The 22,720-nt window shown below is 67.0% G+C and carries 22 protein-coding genes; 3 read left to right on the forward strand and 19 right to left on the reverse strand.

Annotation, left to right across the window (positions count from 1 at the left end; translation table 11 throughout):
- The first annotated feature begins 153 nt into the window (after positions 1-153).
- Positions 154-2,046 carry a potassium transporter Kup gene (locus tag M5E06_RS01005; RefSeq protein WP_252136846.1) on the forward strand — a complete coding sequence of 631 codons (1,893 nt, stop codon included), beginning with the start codon at positions 154-156 and terminating at the stop codon, positions 2,044-2,046.
- Positions 2,047-2,164: 118 nt separating this feature from the next.
- Here the strand turns inward: M5E06_RS01005 and M5E06_RS01010 are convergent, their stop codons facing one another.
- From M5E06_RS01010 to M5E06_RS01045, 8 genes are all read right to left on the reverse strand, one after another.
- Positions 2,165-2,419: a hypothetical protein gene (locus M5E06_RS01010; RefSeq protein WP_109073709.1), complete on the reverse strand. Its 255-nt coding sequence runs from the start codon at positions 2,417-2,419 to the stop codon at positions 2,165-2,167.
- Between the two features lie 82 nt (positions 2,420-2,501).
- The gene (locus M5E06_RS01015; protein ID WP_252136847.1) at positions 2,502-3,098 is read right to left on the reverse strand and encodes a hypothetical protein; all 597 of its coding nucleotides are present in this window, start codon (positions 3,096-3,098) and stop codon (positions 2,502-2,504) included.
- Between the two features lie 123 nt (positions 3,099-3,221).
- On the reverse strand, positions 3,222-3,530 hold the full coding sequence (locus M5E06_RS01020; RefSeq protein ID WP_252136848.1) for a type II toxin-antitoxin system RelE/ParE family toxin: 309 nt from the start codon (positions 3,528-3,530) through the stop codon (positions 3,222-3,224).
- Complete coding sequence (locus M5E06_RS01025) at positions 3,527-3,790, reverse strand: type II toxin-antitoxin system ParD family antitoxin (protein ID WP_252136849.1); 264 nt, start codon at positions 3,788-3,790, stop codon at positions 3,527-3,529. The genes M5E06_RS01020 and M5E06_RS01025 overlap by 4 nt, the downstream gene beginning before the upstream one ends.
- Before the next feature lie 114 nt (positions 3,791-3,904).
- The gene (locus M5E06_RS01030; RefSeq protein ID WP_252136850.1) at positions 3,905-4,840 is read right to left on the reverse strand and encodes an Hsp33 family molecular chaperone; all 936 of its coding nucleotides are present in this window, start codon (positions 4,838-4,840) and stop codon (positions 3,905-3,907) included.
- A gap of 240 nt (positions 4,841-5,080) precedes the next feature.
- Complete coding sequence (gene argF, locus M5E06_RS01035) at positions 5,081-6,028, reverse strand: ornithine carbamoyltransferase (RefSeq protein ID WP_252136851.1); 948 nt, start codon at positions 6,026-6,028, stop codon at positions 5,081-5,083.
- Positions 6,025-7,197 carry an aspartate aminotransferase family protein gene (locus M5E06_RS01040; RefSeq protein WP_252136852.1) on the reverse strand — a complete coding sequence of 391 codons (1,173 nt, stop codon included), beginning with the start codon at positions 7,195-7,197 and terminating at the stop codon, positions 6,025-6,027. The genes argF and M5E06_RS01040 overlap by 4 nt, the downstream gene beginning before the upstream one ends.
- A 124-nt stretch (positions 7,198-7,321) precedes the next feature.
- On the reverse strand, positions 7,322-8,125 hold the full coding sequence (locus M5E06_RS01045; protein ID WP_252136853.1) for an ABC transporter permease: 804 nt from the start codon (positions 8,123-8,125) through the stop codon (positions 7,322-7,324).
- A gap of 98 nt (positions 8,126-8,223) precedes the next feature.
- Here M5E06_RS01045 and M5E06_RS01050 point away from each other — a divergent pair, with 98 nt between their 5' ends.
- A complete protein-coding gene (locus M5E06_RS01050; protein WP_252136854.1) occupies positions 8,224-8,817 on the forward strand; it encodes a regulatory protein RecX in 594 nt (197 codons plus the stop codon).
- A 240-nt stretch (positions 8,818-9,057) separates the two neighbouring features.
- Here M5E06_RS01050 and rpmB read toward each other — a convergent pair whose 3' ends face one another.
- The 10 genes from rpmB to hisN form a co-directional block, all read right to left on the reverse strand.
- Positions 9,058-9,357 (reverse strand): 50S ribosomal protein L28, encoded by a 300-nt coding sequence (rpmB, locus tag M5E06_RS01055; RefSeq protein ID WP_042696295.1) that lies wholly within the window; start codon positions 9,355-9,357, stop codon positions 9,058-9,060.
- A 218-nt stretch (positions 9,358-9,575) separates the two neighbouring features.
- Positions 9,576-10,319 (reverse strand): phasin family protein, encoded by a 744-nt coding sequence (locus M5E06_RS01060; RefSeq protein ID WP_252136855.1) that lies wholly within the window; start codon positions 10,317-10,319, stop codon positions 9,576-9,578.
- 214 nt (positions 10,320-10,533) lie between these two features.
- Positions 10,534-11,532 (reverse strand): methylmalonyl Co-A mutase-associated GTPase MeaB, encoded by a 999-nt coding sequence (gene meaB / locus M5E06_RS01065; RefSeq protein WP_252136856.1) that lies wholly within the window; start codon positions 11,530-11,532, stop codon positions 10,534-10,536.
- Positions 11,533-11,616: 84 nt separating this feature from the next.
- Positions 11,617-13,257 (reverse strand): ABC transporter ATP-binding protein, encoded by a 1,641-nt coding sequence (locus tag M5E06_RS01070; protein WP_252136857.1) that lies wholly within the window; start codon positions 13,255-13,257, stop codon positions 11,617-11,619.
- A gap of 190 nt (positions 13,258-13,447) precedes the next feature.
- Positions 13,448-14,533, reverse strand: coding sequence for an ABC transporter permease (locus M5E06_RS01075; RefSeq protein ID WP_252136858.1), 1,086 nt, complete (start codon positions 14,531-14,533; stop codon positions 13,448-13,450).
- A complete protein-coding gene (locus M5E06_RS01080) occupies positions 14,533-15,642 on the reverse strand; it encodes a microcin C ABC transporter permease YejB (protein ID WP_109151676.1) in 1,110 nt (369 codons plus the stop codon). The genes M5E06_RS01075 and M5E06_RS01080 overlap by 1 nt, the downstream gene beginning before the upstream one ends.
- Before the next feature lie 74 nt (positions 15,643-15,716).
- Positions 15,717-17,567, reverse strand: a complete 1,851-nt coding sequence (locus tag M5E06_RS01085; RefSeq protein WP_252136859.1) for an extracellular solute-binding protein — start codon at positions 17,565-17,567, stop codon at positions 15,717-15,719.
- Between the two features lie 74 nt (positions 17,568-17,641).
- Positions 17,642-19,492 carry an extracellular solute-binding protein gene (locus M5E06_RS01090; protein WP_252136860.1) on the reverse strand — a complete coding sequence of 617 codons (1,851 nt, stop codon included), beginning with the start codon at positions 19,490-19,492 and terminating at the stop codon, positions 17,642-17,644.
- 81 nt (positions 19,493-19,573) lie between these two features.
- Entirely contained in the window at positions 19,574-20,089 is a 516-nt protein-coding gene (locus tag M5E06_RS01095) for a hypothetical protein (protein WP_252136861.1), read from the reverse strand.
- Between the two features lie 10 nt (positions 20,090-20,099).
- On the reverse strand, positions 20,100-20,882 hold the full coding sequence (gene hisN / locus M5E06_RS01100; protein WP_252136862.1) for a histidinol-phosphatase: 783 nt from the start codon (positions 20,880-20,882) through the stop codon (positions 20,100-20,102).
- Between the two features lie 202 nt (positions 20,883-21,084).
- Here hisN and nudC point away from each other — a divergent pair, with 202 nt between their 5' ends.
- Positions 21,085-21,993: an NAD(+) diphosphatase gene (nudC, locus tag M5E06_RS01105; protein ID WP_252136863.1), complete on the forward strand. Its 909-nt coding sequence runs from the start codon at positions 21,085-21,087 to the stop codon at positions 21,991-21,993.
- Positions 21,994-22,150: 157 nt separating this feature from the next.
- Here the strand turns inward: nudC and M5E06_RS01110 are convergent, their stop codons facing one another.
- Positions 22,151-22,669 carry a DUF29 domain-containing protein gene (locus tag M5E06_RS01110; protein WP_252136864.1) on the reverse strand — a complete coding sequence of 173 codons (519 nt, stop codon included), beginning with the start codon at positions 22,667-22,669 and terminating at the stop codon, positions 22,151-22,153.
- Positions 22,670-22,720: the final 51 nt, after the last annotated feature.

A 22,720-nucleotide genomic window follows, 5' to 3' on the forward strand; every position in this document is an offset into this window, starting at 1 on the left:
ATCATGTGCGGCGAAATCGGCCCTGGATCCGGCGGCGCATTTGTTGGCGGATCGGTCGGGCCGGTTGCGCGTTTCGCCATTCGGGGCTTGCGTGGCGACGCCAAGCCACCTTAGGCATGGCCGTGTGTACGAAACGATCGGAGCGGACCGGGTATGGAAGCAAGCATGGACGGGCGGGAGCATGCGGCGAAGCTGCGCGCGCTCGCGCTGGGGGCGCTGGGTGTCGTCTATGGCGACATCGGCACCAGCCCGCTCTACACGCTGCGCGAATGCCTGACCGAGGGCGGCGGCTTCCCGCTGACGCCCGAGGTCATCCTGGGTGTGCTGTCTCTGATCTTCTGGGCGCTGATCATCACGGTGACGGTGAAGTACGTCGTCTTCATCATGCGCGCCGACAACCAGGGCGAGGGCGGCATCCTGGCGCTGACCGCGCTGGCCCTGCGCGGCATGCGGCCGGGCCACCGGCGGACCGGGATGGTCATGGCGATCGGCGTGATGGGCGCCTCGCTGTTCTACGGCGACAGCCTCATCACCCCCGCCATCTCGGTGCTGAGCGCGGTGGAGGGGCTGCATGTCGTCGCCCCCGCCCTGGACAGCTACGTCATCCCGATCACGCTGACCATCCTGGTCGGGCTGTTCGTCCTGCAACGGTTCGGGACGGAGAAGGTCGGCAAGCTGTTCGGCCCGGTGATGATGGTCTGGTTCCTGACGCTGGCGGCGCTGGGTATCGGGCAGATCATCCGCTATCCCGGTGTGCTGGGAGCGGTGTGGCCCGGCCATGCGGTGGAGATGCTGTTCAACCACGGCTGGCACGGCTTCCTGCTGCTGGGTGCGGTGGTGCTGGCGGTGACCGGGGCGGAGGCGCTCTATGCCGACATGGGCCATTTCGGCCGCAAGCCGATCCGCGGCGCCTGGTACACCATCGTGCTGCCGTCGCTGCTGCTGTGCTATTTCGGCCAGGGCGCCCTGCTGCTGCACGAACCGCAGGCGATCGAGAACCCCTTCTTCCATCTGGCGCCGGACTGGGCGCAGGTGCCGCTTCTGCTGCTGGCGACCGCCGCCACCATCATCGCCGGACAGGCGGTGATCTCCGGCGCCTATTCGGTGACGCTGCAGGCGATGCATCTGCGCTACCTGCCGCGGATGGAGGTGATGCACACCTCGGAGCATGAGAAGGGCCAGATCTACATGCCGCAGCTGACCTGGCTGCTGCTGGCCGGCGTCATCGTGCTGGTGCTGAGCTTCCAGACCTCCAGCAACCTCGCCGCCGCCTACGGCATCGCGGTCACCGGCACGATGGTGGCGACCACGCTGCTGGCCTACAAGGTGGCGCGCTCGCTCGGCCGCTGGAAGCTGTGGCAGGCGGTGCTGGCGCTGGTGGTGTTCCTGTCGGTCGATCTCGCCTTCTTCCTGTCGAACCTGATCAAGGTGGAGGAGGGCGGTTGGTTCCCGCTGGTGGTCGGCGCGATGGTCTTCCTGCTGATGGCGACGTGGCGGCGTGGGCGCGAGGTGGTGCGCAAGCGGCTGGCCGAGGACGCGCTGCCCTTCGACATGCTGCTGGAGCGGCTGAAGGGCGGGTCGGTGCAGCGGGTGCCGGGCACCGCCGTCTTCCTGACCGGCAACCCGCGCGGCCTGCCGCCGGGGCTGCTGCACAGCCTGAAGCACTACAAGGTGCTGCACCAGCGGGTAGTGCTGTTGACCGTCGACATCGAGGACGTGCCCCATGTGCCGGACGACCAGCGTTTCGAGTTGAAGGCGCTGTCCGCCGGTTTCTTCCGGCTGATCGTCCATTTCGGCTTCAAGGACGAACCCGACATCCCGCAGGCGCTGGAGGCCCGGCGCATCCCGGGATTGCCGTTCGAGTCGATGGAGACGACCTATTTCGTCAGCCGCGAGACGCTGATCCGCACCCACGGCAAGTCCGGCCTGCCGCGCTGGCAGGAACCGCTGTTCATCTTCCTGTCGAAGCTGTCGTCCAGCGCGTCGGAATATTTCTGCATCCCGCCCAACCGGGTGGTCGAGCTGGGCATGCAGCTGGAGATCTGAGGCAGTCTTTGCCGGCCAGACATTCCCGGTGGGGCGGCGGGCGGGGGCAGTTTCTGCCGCCCCCGCCCGAACGCCGCCCGCCTCATGCCGCTACTGGCCGGTGTTCACCAGACGGCCTTCACCAGACGATGGATACCGGCGGCTTGTAGGCGGAGGCGGCGAACATCTGCCGGACCGCCAACTCCAGCTTGATCTGCGCCTCCGACTTCTTGACGAAGGACAGATCGATGTCGCCCAAGGACTTCACCACGCAGCCGGAGCGGCTGAGGTTGCGGAGCGCCGCCTGGGACGCCTGCTGTTTTTCCTCGGGGATGGCGGTGATTGTGGCCGATCCCTCCGGCGGCCTGACGACGTAGAGGTCGAATTTCGGCATGGGCACTCTCCGTTCTGACGAAAGGTCGAGTGCCCATCGCAAGGGCCGGGCCAACTCCTATGGAGAGGTCACCGCCGGGAAATCACCGCCGGACCATCGGCGCCAGATCCTTGCGGATGCCGGCGTCGAGGCGGGCATTCAGATCCTCCATCATCCGGCGGGTGATGTCGAGGAAGGTTGCCTCGCGGTCGGCCAGCGAGATGTTCTCCGCCACGGTGGTGGAGTGGGTGACGGTGGAACGGGTCACGCCGCGGAAGCCGCCGTTGCCGGTGTCCGGCACCTCGCCGGCGATCTCCACCTCGATGCGCCCGTCATAGCGCTGGGCCTGGTCGTTGGTGAAATAGCCGGTGATGCCCTTCTTGGTGGGCAGAGGCACCTCGACGATGCTGGCATCGCGGATGGTGACGCGCACGCGGCCCGGCCCGCCGGCGGCCTGAAGCCGCTCCGCCGCCCAGCGCCGCACCGCCTCGGCCGGCGGAACGGCGGAGCGGTTCTCCACATGCTTGCCGCCAACCGGGCGGTAAGCGTCGACCACGTCAATGGTGCCGGCATTCAGCACGATCGGCCCGAAATTGGAGAAATCGACCGGCCGCGGCGCCGGCCGCGGCGGTGCGCTCTGGCAGGCGGAAAGCAGGAGGGTGGCCATTCCGGCGGCGAGGGCAAAGCGGCGCGACAGCATGGGGGCTCCGGGTGAGGGAGGGTGGTTGAAGATTGCGCCGCACTATAGCCGGCAAGGCGGAGGGGTGCATCACGCCTATTCCGGTGAGTTCCCATACGGAATGTGCCGGCCTTGCGAGGGGGCTTAGGACAGGTCGCCGAGCAAGGTTGGCAGGTCGCGGGCGCCATGAAGGATGCGGACGATCAACGGCGGCCGGCGTTCGGCATTGTAGACGATGATGTAGGGAAAGCCGATCAGGCTGACGAAGCGATAGGAGGGCTCGGCCAGTTCCGGGCGGGGCGTTCCGACCAAGGGATGAGTGCCGATGCGATGTGCCGTCCGGGCGACAGTATCGCGCAAGGCGCGGGCGGCACCGGGATTGTCGCGGGCGATCCAGCGGATTGCCGCCAGCAGGTCATGGCGCGCCGCTGGCGACAGCAGTGCGGCGGTCATTGGTCGCGGGAGTGGGTGCCGAAGTCGATGATCGCGTCGGCTTCTGCCAAAACGTCGTCGATGGCGATGCTGCCGTCGCGGTCGGCTTCGGCTTCGGCCTGGAGCAGCATGGCGTTGAAGCTTTGCCGCCGCTCCTCGGCCTCTTGCAAAAGCCGCAGGCCGGAGCGCACCACTTCGCTGACATTGTTGTAGCGTCCGCCTTCGACACAGTCGCGGGCGAAGCGTTCCAACTCCGGAGTCAGATGGACGTTCGTCGCCATCGCCGTCATCCCCTAAGGGTTCTATGTCAATAATTGACATAGAGTATGGGGGAGGAGGGCGGGAAGCGCAAGCGGACGGCCGGCGCCCAAAGGCACCGGCCACCATCGCATTGCTTACGCCCCATACACGCGGTCGAGGTCCGCGTCGGTGAAGTGGTAGTCGGTCGAGCAGAACTGGCAGGTCACCTCGACCCGGCCGTCGTCGATCTTCAGCTCCTGCACCTCTTCGCGGGGCAGGCTGCGCAGCATGTTTTCCACCCGCTCGCGCGAGCAGCGGCAGCCGAAGCGCAGCGCATGGCCCTCGTAGATCCGCACGCCGTCCTCGTGGAACAGGCGATAAAGCAGGTCGGACCCGGCGAGGTCGGTCGACAGCAGCTCGTCGCCGGTGACGCTGGCCATCAGCACCATGGCGCGGCGCCAGTCGTCTTCCTTGTCGGACGCGACCAGACCCTGCTCCTGCGGCAGCCGCTGGATCATGATGCCGCCGGTGCGCCACTGGCCCGGCGTGCCGTCCGGCTTCACTTCGCGGTCGACCGAGACGGTCAGGCCGGTGTCGATCTGCTCCGACTGGCGGAAGTAATGCTGGACGCAGTCGGTCAGTGTCTTGCCGTACAGCTCGACGATGCCCTGGTAGCGGTCGGTGTCCTGACCCTGGTCCACCGTGAAGGCGATGTAGCCCTTGCCGAGCAGGGCCGCGGCCGGGGCGATATCGACGTCCCGCTCGGCCTTGGCCAGCGCTTCCGGATCGAACTGGGCATAGGCGCGCACGTCGCCGACCGAGGTGACGTCGGCCACCATCAGGCGGATCGGCCCGTCGCCCTTGGTCTGGAGCGTGAAGATGCCCTCGTACTTCAGCATGCTGGCGAGCAGTACGGCCAGCGTCGCCGTCTCCGCCAGGAAGCGGGCGACGGTGGGCGGATAGTCGTGGCGCGTCAGGATTTCGTCGATCGCCGGCCCCAGCTTAACGACGCGGCCGCGCAGGCGCGACGCCTCGATCTGGAACGGCAGGACGAAATCATCGGTGAGCGGGCGGACGGACGGATCGTCCATAGGGCGGATTCCTTAAGACAGAGACCGGTTATGCAGGCGTAGGGCCGAAGATCGGGGCGGAGAGCGGCCGAATCAAGATCGGCAGGGCACCCATGCATGGGGGTGGCCTGTGGTGTGGGGAGTTTTGCCCCCTCCCTAACCCTCCCCCGCTTACGCGGGAGAGGGAACTCCGTCGCTCCGACACTTACTCCCTCTCCCGCGAAGCGGGGGAGGGTCGGGGAGGGGGCAAGTGGCGCTCCCTCAGTCCAGAACGCCCATGCACCAGCCGAGGATGGCCTTCTGGGCGTGCAGGCGGTTTTCCGCCTCGTCCCAGACCACCGAATGGCGGCCGTCGATCACGCCGTCGGTCACTTCCTCGTTCCGGTGGGCCGGCAGGCAGTGCATGAACAGCGCGTCCGGATGGGCGTGCGCCATCAGCGCCTCGTTCACCTGATAGGGGCTGAGGATGGCCGTGCGCTCGTCCACGTCGGTGTTGTGCATCGAGGCCCAGGCGTCGGTTATGACGCATTCGACCCCACGCACCGCCTCTTCCGGCGATTCGGTGACGACCAGACGGCCGGTGCCCTCGCGCTCCGCCCAGGCCAGCAGCTCCGGCGACGGGCCGTAGACGGTCGGGCAGGCGAGGCGCAGTTCGAAGCCGAAGCGGACGGCGGCGTGCGCCCAGCTGACCGCGACGTTGTTGCAGTCGCCGATCCAGGCGACGGTCCGGCCGTTGATCGGACCGCGATGCTCCTCGAAGGTCATCAGGTCGGCCATGATCTGGCAGGGGTGGGTCTGGTCGGTCAGGCCGTTGATGATCGGGATGCTGGCATGGGCCGCCAACTCATGCACCCGTTCCTCGCCGGTGGTGCGGACCATCACGGCGTCGACGAAGCGCGACAGCACGCGGGCGGTGTCGCCGATGGTCTCGCCGCGGCCCAGTTGCATGTCGTCGGGCTTCAGCACCACGACGCTGCCGCCGAACTGCTGCATGCCGACCTCGAACGATACGCGGGTGCGGGTCGAGGGCTTCTCGAAGATCAGGGCCAGCGAGCGGCCGGCCAGCAGGGTGGAATGGGCCAGCCGGTCCTTCTTCAGGTCGGCCTTGATGCGGACGGCATGGTCGAGCAGACGGCGCAGGGTGGCGCCGTCCAACCGGTCGATGTCGAGAAAATGCCGGACCGTGTTGTTGTTATTGTCGCCGCTCATCCCACGCACTCCTGCGCCGTCCGGTCGAGAATCGCGACGGCTTCGTTCACTTCGGCTTCGCCGATGTTCAGGGGCGGCAGCAGCCGCACCACATTGTCGCCGGCCGGAACCGACAGCAGGCCGTTGGCGCGCAGCTTCGTCACCACCTCGCCGACCGGCTGGCCCAGCTTCAGGCCCAGCATCAGGCCCTGGCCACGCAGTTCCAGGAACAGCGACGGATACTTGGCGACCAACTCTTCCAGACGACCGTGCAGAGAGGCCGAGGTCTGCTGGACGGTGTCCAGGAAGCCCGGCGCCAGCATGACGTCCAGCACGGCGTTGCCGACGGCGGTCGCCAGCGGGTTGCCGCCATAGGTCGAGCCGTGGGTGCCGGCGGTCATGCCCGACGCCGCACGCTCCGTCGCAAGGCAGGCGCCGAGCGGGAAGCCGCCGCCGATGCCCTTGGCGACGCACATGACGTCCGGGGTGATGCCGGCCCATTCATGGGCGAACAGCTTGCCGGTGCGGCCCATGCCGCACTGGATCTCGTCCAGGAACAGCAGCAGGCCATGCTCGTCGCACAGCGCGCGCAGGCCGCGCAGGAACTCCACCGAGCCGGCGCGGATGCCGCCCTCGCCCTGGATCGGCTCGACGCAGATGCCGCCGGTGTGCGGCGTGATGGCCGCGCGCACGGCGTCGAGGTCGCCGAACGGCACCTGATCGAAGCCGTCCAGCAGCGGGTCGAAGCCGTGCACCAGCTTCTCCTGCTTGGCGGCCGAGATGGCGCCCAGCGTGCGGCCGTGGAAGGCCTGCTCGAAGGTGATGATGCGGTTCTTCTGCGGGTTGCCGGAGTCATAGTGGTACTTGCGGACGGCCTTGGCGCCGCATTCCCACGCTTCCGCACCGGAGTTCGTGAAGAACACCGTGTCGGCGAAGGTCACCTCGGTCAGGCGCTTGCCAAGGCTCTCCTGTCCGGCGACCCGGAACAGGTTGGAGGTGTGCCACAGCTTCTTCGCCTGCTCGGTCAGCTTTTCGACCAGATAGGGGTGCGCGTGACCCAGCGCGTTCACCGCGACGCCGGCGGCGAAGTCGAGGAATCGTCGCCCGTCGGTCGCGTAGAGATACGGACCTTCACCGCGCTCGAACACGACGTCGGCGCGGGCGTATGTGGGCATAACGACGGGGATCACGGCTTTGGTCTCCAAAAATGGAAAATCCGGCGGCCATGCCTGACCGCCGGGAACGGCAAATATCCGGGGATTGATGGGTTCTGTCAACGGATAGGGGTGGGAAAGCGCGGCGATTGCTGCGTCATTACGCCTTGAGCTTGTATCCGGTCTTGAACATGCGCCAGGCGAGCCACCAAAGGCCGGCATTCACGCCCAGCATCACCACGACGCCCAGCCAGCGCGATCCGTCGGACACCCCGATGAAGCCGTAGCGGAAGCCGTCGATCATGTAGAAGAACGGGTCGAAATGGGCGACCCACCAGAAGACCGGCGGCAGCGTGTCGACCGAATAGAAGGTGCCGGACAGGAAGGACAGCGGCGTCACCACGAAGTTGGTTACGGCGGCGATGTTGTCGAACTTCTCCGACCAGACGCCGCCGACCAGACCCAGCAGCGCCAGCAGCATCGACGCCATCACAGCGTGGAACAGAACGAAGCCCGGATGCGGCATGTGCATCGGGATCACCGCCCAGATGGCGAGCCCCGTCACCAGACCGACCACGACGCCGCGGGTGATGCCGCCGAAGACGAAGCCGCTGACCAGTTCCATCGGCGACAGCGGCGGCATCAGGATGTCGACGATGTTGCCCTGGACCTTGGCGATGACGACGGAGGAGGAGGTGTTGGCGAAGGCGTTCTGCACCATCGCCATCATGATCAGGCCGGGCGCCAGGAACTGCAGATAGGGCGTTTCGCCCACCATCCGCACCGCCGACCCGAGCGACAGGGCGAACACCGCGTAATAGAGCAGAGTCGTCACCACCGGCGCCCAGACGGTCTGCTGGTGAACCTTGATGAAGCGCCGTACCTCGCGTGCGTAGAGCGTCCACAGGCCGATCCAGTTGACGGAACCGACATTGCGCGGCATGGGAGGAAGAGGAAGGGTCATCGCGTCACGATCTGCCTGTTGGGAACCGGCCGGTATAAGGTCACGGACTGTACGTGCGGCCTGTCCATCCGGCAACCGCCGCCGCCGAAGGGACTGCCATGAACACCGACGACAAGCGCCCTTTGAACAAGAACGCTGGCCCCCCGGCCAGAAAGCCGCCAAAGCGGGTCACACCGCAGTATCTTGAGAACGCGGCGCTGCATTACCTGGAGCGCTTCGCCAGTTCGACAACCAACCTGCGCCGGGTGCTGATGCGCAAGGTCGACCTGTCGGCCAAGGCCCACGGCACCGACCGCGAGGAGGGCGCGCGCTGGATCGACGAACTGCTGGCCCGCTATGTCCGCAGCGGCCTGCTGAACGACGAGACCTATGCCCGCATGCGGACGGAGAGCCTGCACCGCCGCGGTGCCTCCACCCGGCTGATCGCACAGAAACTGGCCGGCAAGGGCATCGGCCGCGACGAGGCCGACAAGGCGCTGGACAGCCTGCGCGAGGATGTCGGGCCCGATCTGGACCTGACCGCGGCGCTGGCGCTGGCGAAGCGGCGGCGGCTGGGGCCGTACCGCCGGCCGGAGCAGCGCGAGGCGCACCGGGAGAAGGACATGGCGGCGCTGGGGCGGGCGGGCTTCGGCTATGAGATCGCCCGGCGGGTGGTGGATGCGGAGGACCTGGAGGAGTTGCTGGGGGAGTGAAAGTTAGACCCCCCACCTAGCCTCCCCCGCTGGGCGGGGGAGGGACTGCCGCCGCTTATTTGAACAAGCGCTTGACCCCCTCCCTCGGAAACGACGAAACGCGCGGCACCCTTTCGGATGTCGCGCGCCGCTCTCTTACCGGGAGTCGGAATCGTCCTGTACGCGTCCTAATTCTTGTCGGCGGAGCGGCAAGCGCCCCGCCTCAGCACACCAAACGCGTCCCGGATGCCGGGGAAGCTATCAGGCCGCGACCTGCTGCTTCTCCTGGGCCTTGGCGATCCGGCGCTTGATGCGACGGGCGTCGAGGCTCAGGACGGCGTCCTTCGCATCGAGCAGGAAGGCGTCGAGGCCGCCCTTGTGCTCGATCGAGCGGATCGCGTTCACCGAGAGGCGCAGACGCACCAGCTGCCCCAGGCTGTCGCTGAGCAGCGACGTTTCCTGGAGGTTCGGCTGGAAGCGGCGGCGATTCTTGTTGTTGGCGTGGCTGACGTTGTTGCCAAACTGCGTGCCCTTGCCGGTCACGGAGCACCGACGTGCCATCGGACTGATCCTTTACTTTAGCAAATGAAACCCGGTAACGGACGGCCTGCCGCCCGAAGGAGGCCGCTATATAGTCGAACAAAAGCGCCGTCGTCAAGCCGGGATCCGCGATGAAACCGTCAAAAGCCGAGTCGTCGCGGAAAGGTGGAGAGTCGAAGCGCGGCTGCCTCTTCGATCAGGCGAAGAGACGCGCCGCGCCAATCTTGCCGTGACCGGTGTCAGTTCACGGTGGGGGAGGTCTTCGACGCCGGCTTGGCGGCAACCGGCTTGGCCTGACGGCGCGGCGCCGGCTTGGCCACGGCCTTCACCTCCTCGGCGAAGGCGGCGGCCGGAGCGGCCTGCTCGGCCTTCACCGTCTCGACCAGTTCCTGCACCGGAACCTCGACCGGCTTGGCGGCGGCGACCGGAGCGGTCTCGGCAGCCTTGACCGGAACCGGGGCCGGCACCGGGGCCGGCACCGGAGCGGCTTCCGGAGCCTCGACGGCCGGGGCCGGAGCGGGGGCTTCGACCTTTGCCTCGACCTTCGGCGCCTCAACCTTCGGCTCCTCGGCCTTCGGGGCGGCGACCGTCACCAGCGTCGGCTTCGGAGCCTCGGCCTTCGGGGATGCGACCGGAGCGGGGGCGGCAACCGGAGCGGCATCGGCGACCGGAGTCGGCAGGGTGGTGATCTCGGCGGCGATCTTGGTGGAGACGTCCAGGAAGCCCTGCACGCTCTCGGTCACGCGGGCCTGGGCGGTGGACAGCCAATCGCGCTGCAGCGCCGCCAGATCGGCGGGAGTGCGGGCCTTGCCCAGCCCGGCGGCCAGACGGCTGGCGTCGTTCACCGAGGCGGTCACGCCGTCGAACCAGCGGCGGTAGCCGTCCTGGACCAGGGTGGCGACGCGGGCGGACTTGGCCGCGGTGGTTTGGGCGTTGGTCTTGAACAGGTTCAGGACGTTGGCGGGGGTCGGCTGAGCGGTCATGGCGTTGTCTCCCGTGGAAAAGGCACATTGGCGGAAACGGAAAGGCCGCTCCGGCGTAACCCCAGGAGACCGCGGGCACCCCGGCCCAAGCGATGTTCACCGAATCGACACACGTCGCCCCTTTCCCGCCCGGCGCAGAATAGCCCTAAGGTTGGTGCGGTGCAACGGATTTGTTGCGGTGCAGCATAAGCTGAACGGATTATGCCGGCCCTAATTATGATTTGCTTGGCTGGTCGAGGAAGCGCCCCAGCAGGATATGGGCGGCGGCGGCCGGGATGGTGGTTCCGGCGGTCACCTCCGCCTCGAGTCGCGCCAGATCGGCGCGCACGGCGGGATGAGCGCGGAAACGGTCGATCAGCGTCTCGCGGATCTCGCTCCACAACCAGGCGCGGGCCTGCTCCGCCCGGCGGGTGGCGCGGGCGCCGTTGGCCTCGGTCAGCGCCTTGTGCTCACCGATGGTCTGCCACACCGTGTCGATGCCGATCTTCCGGAAGGCGGAGCAGCTGAGCACCGGCACCCGCCAGTCGCCATGACGCAGCAGGGCCAGCGCGTGGCGGTAATCGGCGACGGTGTGGCGGGCGGTGGCGGCGAGGTCGCCGTCGGCCTTGTTGACGACGACGAGGTCGGCCAGCTCGACGATGCCCTTCTTGATGCCCTGCAGCTCGTCGCCGCCGGCCGGCAGCAGCAGCAGCATGAACAGGTCGACCATGTCGGCGACCGCGGTCTCCGACTGGCCGACGCCAACCGTCTCCACCACGATGACGTCGAAGCTGGCGGCCTCGCAGATCAGCATCGCCTCGCGGGTGCGCCGCGCCACGCCGCCCAGCGTCGTCCCGGCCGGGGAGGGGCGGATGAAGGCGTTGGCCTCCCGCGACAGGTCGACCATGCGGGTCTTGTCGCCCAGGATCGAACCGCCGGTGCGCTGCGACGACGGATCGACCGCCAGCACCGCGACCTTGTGTCCCAGCCCGATGACATGCAGCCCGAACGCCTCGATGAAGGTCGACTTGCCCACTCCCGGCACGCCGGAGATGCCAAGTCGCACCGAGTTGCCGGTATAGGGCAGCAGCGCCGCCAGCAGCGCGTCGGCGGTGGCGCGATGGTCGGCGCGCGTCGATTCGATCAGCGTGATTGCCCGCGCCAGCGCCCGCCGGTCCCCCGACCGGACAGCTTCGGCGAGGCGGGCGGCGTCTTGCAGGGCGGTGTCGGTCATGGCGTCGGCGTCAGTCAGTGCGAGGGGAGCGGTACCCTACCTGCGGAGCGGTCGCGGATAAAGTCTCCGCCTCACCTCAAGGCCTCACGTCCGCACCGCCGGCGACTCCACAGCCTCCAGGTTCAGCGCGGCGGCGAGCAGGGCGCGGGTGTATTCCTCGCGCGGGTCCTCGAAGATGCGCTGGGTCGGACCCTGTTCGACCACCTTGCCGTCCTTCATCACCATGACGTGGCTGGACAGCGCCCGCACCACCCGCAGATCGTGGCTGATGAACAGGTAGGCGAGGTTGTGGCGGGCCTGGATGTCGCGCAGCAGGTCGACGATCTGCGCCTGCACCGACATGTCCAGCGCCGAAGTCGGCTCGTCCAACACGACGAATTTCGGCTTCAGCACCAGGGCGCGGGCGATGGCGATGCGCTGACGCTGACCGCCGGAGAACTCGTGCGGGTAGCGGTTGCGCGCCTCCGGCGGCAGGCCGACCTCCTCCAGCGCGCGGGCGACCATTGCCTCGCGTTCCTTGCTGTCGCCGATGCCGTGGATGCCCAGCCCCTCGCCGATGATCTGGCCAACCGACAGGCGGGGGGACAGGCTGCCATAGGGGTCCTGGAAGACGATCTGCATCTCGCGGCGCAGGCCGCGCAGGCGCTTCGGCTGCCAGCCCTGGATGTCGGTGCCGTCGAAGCGGATGGCGCCCTCGCTGGCGTGCAGGCGTAGCAGAGCGAGGCCCAGCGTGGTCTTGCCCGATCCCGATTCGCCGACGACACCGACCGTGTGGCCGCGGCGGACCGCGACGTCGACGCCGTCCACCGCCTTGATGTGGCCGACGGTGCGGCGCAGCAGTCCCTTCTTGATCGGGAAGTAAACCTTCAGCCGGTCGGCGGCCATCACCTCCGCCGCGTCGTCGGGCGGGTTCAGCGGGTTGCCGCGCGGCTCGGCCGACAGCAGCTTTTGCGTGTAGGGGTGGCGCGGGCGGATGAACAGGTCGTCGACCTTGGCCTGCTCGACGATCTCGCCCTGGTTCATCACGCAGACGCGGTCGGCCATCTTGCGCACCACGCCCAGGTCGTGGGTGATCAGCAGCAGCGCCATGCCGAAGCGGCTCTGCAGATCCTTCAGCAGCGCCAGGATCTGCGCCTGGATGGTGACGTCCAGCGCCGTGGTCGGCTCGTCGGCGATCAGCAGGTCGGGCTCGTTGGCCAGCGCCATGGCGATCATCACGCGCTGGCGCTGGCCGCCCGACAGTTCGTGCGGATAGGCGGTCAGCCGCTTTTCCGGGTCGGGCAGGCCGACAAGGCGCAGCAGCTCCAGCGTGCGGGCGCGGGCGGCGCTGGTCGACAGGCGCTTGTGCAGGAACAGGGTCTCGTTGATCTGCCGCTCGATGCTGTGCAGCGGGTTCAGCGAGGTCATCGGCTCCTGAAAGATCATGGCGATGCGGTTGCCGCGCACCTGCCGCAGGGTCTTTTCCTCGGCGCCCAGCAGCTCGGTGTCGCGGAAACGGATCGAGCCGGCGGGGTGGTGCGCCATCGGGTAGGGCAGCAGCTGCAGGATCGACAGAGCCGTCACCGACTTGCCGGAGCCCGATTCGCCGACCAGCGCCAGCGTCTCGCCCTTCTGGATGTCGAAGGACACGCCCTTCACGGCCTGCGTCGCGCCGGCGCCCGAGCGGAAATCGACGCACAGGCCCCGCACGGACAGCAGGTCGGGGTTGGGGGGCATGATGGTCATGTCGGCGAACGTCCGCTGAATCTCCCTCTCCCCCCCGGGGAGAGGGTCGGGGTGAGGGGGGAGCACCGCGTGGATTCATGGGGCGATGAGAGACTTTGTGCTTCTTGCGAAGCCACGTAGCGCATCCCCCTCACCCTAACCCTCTCCCCGGGGGGGAGAGGGGACAGGCGGTCGTGGTCGATGTACACCATCACTCCGCCGCCTCCTTGCGCGCAGCCGTCGCCGCGCTGGCCTCGCCGGGCAGGGCGGTGGACATCTGGGCGATGGTCTTGCGCGGGTCGAAGGCGTCGCGCACCGCCTCGCCGATGAAGATCAGCAGGCTCAGCATTATCGCCAGCACGAAGAAGGCAGTCAGGCCCAGCCAGGGCGCCTGGAGGTTGGCCTTGCCCTGGGCCAGCAGCTCGCCCAGCGACGGCGAGCCGGGCGGCAGGCCGAAGCCGAGGAAGTCCAGCGCGGTCAGGGTGGTGATCGAACCGTTCAGGATGAAGGGCATGAAGGTCAGCGTCGCCACCATCGCGTTGGGCAGCACATGGCGCACCATGATGGTGACGTCGCCCGCCCCCAGCGCCTTGGCCGCGCGCACGTAATCCAGGTTGCGCGCCCGCAGGAACTCCGCCCGCACCACATGGACAAGCGCGGTCCAGGAGAACAGCAGCAGAAGGCCCAGCAGCCACCAGAAGGTCGGCGTCACCACGCTGGCCAGGATGATCAGCAGGAACAGGGTGGGAAGACCCTGCCAGATTTCGATGAAGCGCTGGAACAGCAGGTCGGTCAGCCCGCCGAAATAGCCCTGCACCGCACCGGCCGCCACGCCGATGACCGACGAAAAGGCCGTCAGCACCAGACCAAACAGCACCGAGATGCGGAAGCCGTAGATCAGCCGCGCCACCACGTCGCGCCCCTGGTCGTCGGTGCCCAGCCAGTTGTCGGCGGACGGCGGGGCGGGGGCGGGAACCGGCAGGTTGTAGTTGATGGTGCGGTAGCTGTAGGGGATCAGCGGCCAAACCATCCAGCCCTTGGAATTGATCAGGTCGCGGACATAGGGGTCGCGGTAATCGGTCTCCGTCTCGAACTCCCCGCCGAAGGTGGTCTCGGGGTAGGCGTTGAAGACGGGCCAGTAGTAGTGATTCTCATATTCGATCACCAACGGCTTGTCGTTGGCGATGAACTCCGCCCCCAGCGAGACGACGAACAGCACCAGGAAGATCCAGAAGGACCAGAAGCCGCGGCGGTTCGCCTTGAAATTGGCCAGCCGGCGCCGGGTCAGCGGAGTCATCACACCCTCCGCGATTCGAAGTCGATGCGGGGATCGACCATCACATAGGTGATGTCGCCGACCAGATTCATGATCAGCCCCAGCAGCGTGAAGAAGTACAGCGTGCCGAACATCACCGGATAGTCGCGGTTGATCGCCGCCTCGAAGCCCAGCAGCCCCAGCCCGTCGAGCGAGAAGATCACCTCGATCAGCATCGCGCCGGTGAACAGGATGCCGATGAAGGCGCCGGGGAAGCCGGCGATGACGATCAGCATGGCGTTGCGGAAGACATGGCCGTACAGCACCCGGTTTTCCGTCAGGCCCTTGGCGCGGGCGGTGATGACGTACTGCTTGCCGATCTCCTCCATGAAGGAGTTCTTGGTCAGCATGGTCAGGCCGGCGAAGCCGCCGATCACCATCGACAGCACCGGCAGCGCCATGTGCCAGAAATAGTCGAGTATCTGCTTGTACCAGGGCAGGTCGCCCCAATTGTCCGACACCAGCCCGCGCAAGGGGAACCAGTCGAGATAACGCCCGCCGGCGAACAGCACGATCAGCAGCACGGCGAACAGGAAGCTGGGAATCGCATAGCCGACGATGACGACGCCGGAGGTCCAGACATCGAAGGGCTGTCCGTCGCGCACCGCCTTGGCGATGCCGAGCGGAATGGAGACCAGATAGACGATCAGCGTCGTCCAGATGCCGAGCGAGATCGACACCGGCATCTTCTCGATCACCAGATCGACCACCCGGCGGTCGCGGAAGTAGCTGGTGCCGAAATCGAAGCGGATGTAGTTCGACATCATGTGGATGAAGCGTTCGTGCAGCGGCTTGTCGAAGCCGAACTCCTTCTCCAGCTGCTTGATGAAGGCGGGATCCAGGCCCTGGGCGCCGCGGTACTTGCTGCCGCTGTCGCCGCCGGTCTGGTTTTGGCGCTGGGCGGTGTTGGCGTCGCCGCCGGCCGATCCGCCGATGCGCGAGGTCGCCTCCACCGCCGTGCCCTGGACACGGGCGATCATCTGCTCGATCGGGCCGCCGGGGGCGATCTGCACGATCAGGAAATTGATCACCATGATCCCGAACAGGGTGGGGATGATCAGCAACAGGCGTCGGATGATGTATGCCAGCATCGCGGGTGTCCCGACCCTCCCCAATCCTCAAGGAAACGACAGCTTAGACCAGAGCAGTGTACGTGTCAGGCGGCTCAGGGTTCCGTGCGGCGCGCGCTGTTGGCCAGCTTGGCGTTCTTTTCCGGATCGACCCACCATGTGTCCTGGAAGCCGAGGCCGTATTTGGGGGCAACCGCCGGATGGGAGAAACGGTTCCAGTAGGCGACGCGGTACACCGTGTCGTGCCAGTGCGGGATGACGTACCAGTTCCACAGCAGCACGCGGTCCAGCGCCCGGGTGGCGGCGATCAGCGACTCGCGGTCGGGGGCGGCGATCAGCGTCTCCACCAGCTTGTCGACCACCGGGTTCTTGATGCCGATGGCGTTGCGGCTGCCCGGCTGGTCGGCGCGCGAGGATTCCCAGTAGTCGCGCTGTTCGTTGCCGGGCGACAATGACTGCGCGAACCGCTCGATGATCATATCGTAATCGAAATTATCGGTGCGGTTCTGGTACTGCGCGCTGTCGACCACGCGGATTTGCGCCTCGATGCCGGCGCGCTCCAGATTGCGGACGAAGGGCTGGACGATGCGTTCCATGTCGGCCTGGACCAGCAGGATCTCGAAGCGGAAGGGCTGGCCCTGGGCGTTGACCAGCTTGCCGTTCTTCAACTCCCAGCCGGCCTCCTTCAACAGGCCCAGTGCCGTGCGCAGGTTGCCGCGGATGTTGCCGCTGGCATCGGTCTTCGGCGGCTCGTACGGCTTGGTGAACACCTCCTCCGGGATCTGGCCGCGGAACGGTTCCAGCAGCTTCAGCTCGGCGGGGGAGGGCAGGCCGGTGGACGCCAGTTCGGTGTTGGCGAAATAGCTTTTGGTGCGCTGATAGAGACCGTAGGACAGGTTGGCCCGCGTCCATTCATAGTCGAACAGGTAATTCAGCGCCTCGCGCACCCGCCGATCCTCGAAGATCGGCCGGCGGATGTTGAACACGAAGGCCTGCATACCCTGCGGGTCCTGGTGCTTGATCTCTTCCTTGACGATCTGGCCGTTCTGCACCGCCGGGACATTGTAGCCGGTGGTCCAGTTCTTCGACGAGTTCTCCAGCCGGAAATCATAGGCGCCGGCCTTGAACGCCTCGAACGCCACGTCGAGATCGCGGTAATAGTCGTAGCGGATGCGGTCGAAATTGTAGCGGCCGCGGTTGATCGGCAGATCCTTCGCCCACCAGTCCTTCACCCGCTCATAGGTGATGGAGCGGCCGGCCTGCACGTCCACCACCTTATAGGGACCGCTGCCGACCAGCGGCTCCAGCGTCGTGGCGGCGAAATCGCGATTGGCGAAGGCGTGTTTGGGCAGCACCGGCAACTGGCCCATGATGACCGGCAGCTCTGGATTGTTGCCATCCCGGAACGAGAATTTGACCGTGCGCTCGCCGGTCTTCTCCGCCTTCGTTACGTCGGCGTAGTAGGTGCGGTAGAGCGGATGGCCCTTTTCGCGGAGCGTGTCGAAGCTCCAGATCACGTCGTCCACCGTGACCGGCTTGCCGTCCTGGAAACGGGCCTCCGGCCGCAGGGTGAAAGCGACCCAGGTGTGGTCCGGTGCGACCTCGATGCTTTCGGCGAGCAGGCCGTATTCGGTGATCGCCTCGTCGCCGTTGCTGGTGGTCAGGGTCTGGAACGCCAGCCCGGAGCCGGCGGCGGCCTGTCCGCGCAGGATGAAGGGGTTGAGGTTGTCGAAGCCGCCGAAGGCCATCAGCTTGACCTCGCCACCCTTCGGCGCGTCGGGATTGACGTAGTCGAGATGCTGGAAGTCCGGCCCGTATTTCGGCTTGCCATGCAGGGCGATGGCGTGGCTGCCCTTGTCCTGTGCCGCGACGGGTGCCGCAAGCAGCAGAGCCCCCGTCATCGCGGCCATCACGCCGGTGCCCAGCCACCGCATCCGACCCATCATACCCGATCCCCTCCCTCGCTTGTTTTCTCAAAAACCGTTCAGATGGATGGAGTTAGCCCGGCAATGGGGCGTCATCAAGGCTGTGCCGCCTTACTGGCCGCGTCGACCCACCAGGTCGCCGGGAAATTGGTGCTGCGATAGTCCTGGTCGTATTTCGGCCAGACCGCGGGATGGGCCAGCCACGCCTTGTGGGCGATCCAGCTTTCCGGGTTGTACCATTGCGGAACCATGTAGAAGCCCCACAGCAGAACGCGGTCGAGCGCGCGGGTGGCGGCCTGGACGCTGTCCAGATCCTTGGCGGCCAGCGCCTTTTCGATCAGCGCGTCGGCCACCGGGTCGTGGATGCCGGAATAATTGGCCGAGCCCTTGGTGCCGGCGGCGGCCGACCCGAAATAGCCGCGCAATTCAGTGCCCGGCGGGGTGAAGAAGCTGAGATTGACGATAATGGCGTCGAAATCGAACTCGTCCAGCCGGGCCTGATACTGGGCGGTGTCGACCAATCGCAGGCTGGCGTCGATGCCGACGCGGCGCAGCGTCTCGACATAGGGCTGTATGACGCGGGTCAGCGCACCGGTGCCGTCGAGGAACTCGATCGCCATCACCTCGCCGGTCTTCACGTTGGTCAGCTTGCCGTTGCGGACCTCCCAGCCGGCCGCCTTGAACAAGCGGGTCGCCTCGCGCACCTGGGCGCGGTTGTTGCCGCTGCCGTCGGTGGTGGGCAGAGTGAAGGGCTGGGTCAGCACCCGCTCCGGCACCTTTGCCTTGTAGGGGTCCAGCAGCGCCAGTTCCGCCGGGCCGGGAGGTCCCTTCGCCCCGAAGTCGGAGTTGGGGAAGTTGCTGAGCGTGCGCTTGTACTGGCCGTACAGGATGTTCTTCTGGATCCAGTCGAAGTCGAACAGCAGGGTCAGCGCCTCGCGCACCTGCGGATCGGCGAACTTGGCGCGCCGGGTGTTCAGGCGGAAACCCTGGGCGCCGAGCGGCAACTCGCTCGGGACTTCAAGCGTCTTGACCCGGCCGTCCTTGACGGCGGGGAAGTCGTAGCCGGTGGTCCAGCGCTGCGCCCGGTATTCGCCGCGGAAGTCGTAGGCGCCGGCCTTGAACGCCTCGAACATCACGTCGTCGTCGCGGTAGAAGTCGTCCTTCACCGTGTCGAAATTGTAGAAGCCGCGGGCGGTCGGCAGATCCTTCGCCCACCAGTCGGCGACCCGCTCATAGGTGATGGAGCGGCCGGGATCGACGATCTTGATCCGGTAGGGGCCGCTGCCCAGCACCGGCTCCAGCGTCGTCTTGGAGATGTCGCGGCCATTGGCGGTCCACCAATGCTTGGGCTGCGGCGCGAAGGTGACGGCGAAGTCGATGATCGGCTTGATCTCCCCGGTGCCGGTCAGGGTGATCTTGAAGCGGCGGTCGTCCAGCGCCTCCACCTTGGCGATGTGGTCGAGGAAGGACTTGATGAAGGGGGCGCCGTGGGCCTGGATCGCATCCCAGGTGAAGACCACGTCGGCGCTGGTGATCGGCGTGCCGTCATGCCAATGGGCGCCCTGGCGCAACGTGAAGATGGCCCAGCCGTAATCGTCCGGGACCTCGACGCTTTCCGCCAGATGGGCATAGGCGGCGTCCAGCTCCCAGCCCGACCCGACCATCAGCGTGTCGGAGATCAGCCCCAGCGTGCGCGGCCGCACCCCGCGCAGGATCAGCGTGTTCAGGCTGTCGTAGGTGCCCGGCTGCGATTCGGCCAGCCCGATCGACCCACCCTTGGGCGCGTCGGGATTGACGTGGGGGAAATGGGTGAAGCCCGGCTTGAACTGCGGCTCCCCGAACTGCTTCAGCGCGGTGACGGTCCTGGTCGCGGCCTGGGCCGGAGTGAGGACGACCGGCGCGGCGAGGGTCAGGATCGTGGCGGCAACGGCGAGAAGGCGGCGCATCGGCGGTCCTGTTTGGAGGAGCGGACGTTCTGGTTAGATTGCCACGCCCGCGCCCCGGTCAAGCGCAATTCCGGTTCAGGTTCAGCGGCTTTGCGAGCTTCGCCAGTGGTCGGCCATGCGGTCCATCAACTGGCGATAGCGGCGGTCGTCCCGCATCAGTTTACGCACCGACTTCCCGTTGCGCGGGTCGGCCAGCATCCAGGCTTCCGCCGCCGCCTGATGCTCCGGATGGATGGACAGCAGGTAGATGGCCGCCTGTTCCGGGGACGCAACGGCCGTTTCCTTCAGCCCTTCCAGGATGGCGCCGACATAGAGCGGCAGGACCTTGCGGAAATCCTCCGGCCCGCCTTCCGCGTCGGCTGGGGTACCGGAAGAGGCATCATCGGCCATCAGCGCGCTGCGTTCGGCCGCCGGCAGGGCGAAGAAGGCGTCCAGCCCCAACAGCAGGTCGCAGACGGTCTTCTTGCGCACCATCCAGTTCGACCCGACCGATACCCGCGCGGCCAAGCCTTCCAGAAAGGGCCGCAGCTTTTCAGGGGACGTTTCGAAGACGGAACGGGCGGGCGGCTCGATGGTGGTTATAGTCGGGGCGGTCATCTCGGTGTCCTCAGCCGGCCAGCGCCTTCATGGCATCCTGGTGGGTCAGCGGGTCACCGGCGGCGATCACCCGGCCGCTGGATTTGGCGTCGAGCGGCTTGCCCTCCCAATCCGTCATCAGCCCGCCGGCCCCGGTCACCACGGGCACCAGCGCCGCGAAGTCGTACAGCTTCAACCCCGACTCGACGACGAGGTCGTAATAGCCGGACGCCAGCAGGCCGTAGGTGTAGCAATCGCCGCCATAGGCCGCCGTCTTCACCTTGGCGGCGACGCGGCGGTAGGCCTCGTAATCGCTGCCGGGGAACAGGTCGGGCGAGGTGGTCCCGAACATCGCGGCAGGCAGCCCACCGGGGCAGGGGCGGACGCGCACCGGCTGGCCGTTGTGGGTGGTCGGCCGGCCCTCCACGCCGATCCAGCGGTCGCCGACGATGGGCTGGTCGATGATGCCCAGAACCGGGCGGCCATGGTGCAGCAGGGCGATCAGCGTGCCGAAGATCGGCCGGCCGGTGATGAAGGACTTGGTGCCGTCGATGGGGTCGATCACCCACACCCATTCGGCGTCGAGGTTCTTGGTGCCGTGTTCCTCGCCATAGATGCCGTCGTCGGGGCGCTGGCTTTCGATGATGGTGCGGATGACATGCTCCGCCTCGCGGTCGGCGATGGTGACCGGCGAGGCGTCGGCCTTGTCGTCGATGGCGACGGGGGTGCGGAAATAGCGGCGGACGACGCTGCCGCTGGAGTCGGCCAACCGCTGGGCGAGCGCCACCATCGGGGCGGGGCAGGGTTCGGTCATGGTCGCTCCTTCAATTCTGTCAAACTGGGAATTCTGTCAGACTGGTTGCCGCATCCTACCGGTGCCCGCCCGCCCCGGAAACCCGAAAGCGCCCTGTCCAGGCTTCAGGCTTCGTGTTGAGGGCGGCTCGTGCCGCCGCAGGACAGCTAGGCCACCGGGAGGGCTTTTCGCCCGGCACGGCTTGTGGCAGCCTCGACCGGCCATGATGAACCGACCCAACATCTACGCCGCCGCGCCGATCGACCGCGCCTCCCTCCGCCGCAAGGACGAGGAGTGGCTGACGGAGGCCTGGCTCGCTCCCGCGTCCCGTGTCCTGCCGATCTGGCAGACCAAGAGCTTCGTCGCCGGACCCCAGGATGCGCCGCGCGCCGTCCTGCTGCCGGCGGAAGGGCTGGATGCGGTGCCGATCTTCCTCGGGCTGATGGAGGATGGCACCCCGCTCTTCACCGTCGACCTGTCGATGGTGGAGGAGCCGGACGGGCTGCCGGCCTTGCGGGGCCACGGCCGGTTCGAGGATCTGCGCGCCACCGGGCCGCTGATGCCGGAAGGGGAGGCGGCACTGTGCGCCTATGCCCGCGGCATGGTGTGGTGGAACGCCCGCCACCGCTTCTGCGGGGTCTGCGGCTCCCCGGCCGCGTCGGCGGAGGGCGGGCATGTGCGCCTCTGCACCAACCCCGACTGCGCCACCCACCATTTCCCGCGCACCGACCCGGCCGTCATCATGCTGGTCCATGACGGCGGCGACCGGATCGTGCTGGGCCGCCAGAGCCGTTTCCCGCCGGGCATGCATTCGGTGCTGGCCGGCTTCCTGGAGCCGGGCGAAAGCCTGGAGGACACCGTCGCCCGCGAGGTGTTCGAGGAGGTCGGGCTGACGGTGACCGACATCCAATACCGGTCGTCGCAGCCCTGGCCCTTCCCGTCCTCGCTGATGCTGGGCTTCATGGCGCGGGCCACCAGCTTCGACATCGACACCGGCAATGACGAGCTGGAAAGCGCCCGCTGGTTCGACCGCGACTTCCTGCGCACCCACACCCCGGACGAGACCTTCCGCCTCGCCCGCCCCGACTCGATCGCCCACCGCCTGATCCGGGAATGGATGGCGGAGGGGTGAGGGAGTAGCCTCTTTCCTCGGCCGTCATCCCCGCGCAGGCGGGGATCCAGGAAGCTCCGCAGCTAAGCGGCTGAAACAGCTGGATTCCCGCCTTCGCGGGAATGACGGCTGAGAGAGGCGCGTGGCAGGATCCGATGAGAAGCGGCTGAAACAGCAGTCAGTCGAGATCCGGATGCGGACCGGGGCCGGGCCAGAAGCGGCCGTCCAGCGCCTGCCCGTCGTAGGGATTGGCTGGCGGGAAGGTGCTGGCGGGGAGGCCGGTCTCCAGCGCCGCCTTCTGGACCGCCCTCTTGTAGATCTTGGCATCCTCCAGCAATTCGGCGAGCAGCGGACGCAGGCTCGGACTTTCCTCCACCACGTCTTCGATGCGATGGCGCTGCTCACCGATGGTTCCGAGCCAACTGCCCGTGCGCATAGCCGGCTGGAACTGGTATTTGAGGAGATGAGTGAGCAGCACTTCAAGCCGGTTGCGCAGTTCCTGCCGCTTGGCCTTTCCCATATCCTCCAGTTCTTCGGCTAGGTTGGCGCGATCCAGCGCAGTAAGAGTGCCCGAACGAAGCAGCGCCGCCTGGCGTTCGATCCAGGCCACGAAGTCTTCGTCGTAAAGCCCGGCGTCCGGTATGTCCGTTGCCAGCTTGGCTGGCGGAACCTGACGCTCCGGACGCGGTTTGGACATGTCTCGGATCATGCGCATGGTCGGCCTGACGTACAGCAAGAATTGCGGGGT

Source organism: Azospirillum sp. A1-3 (assembly GCF_023806445.1).
Classification (GTDB): domain Bacteria; phylum Pseudomonadota; class Alphaproteobacteria; order Azospirillales; family Azospirillaceae; genus Azospirillum.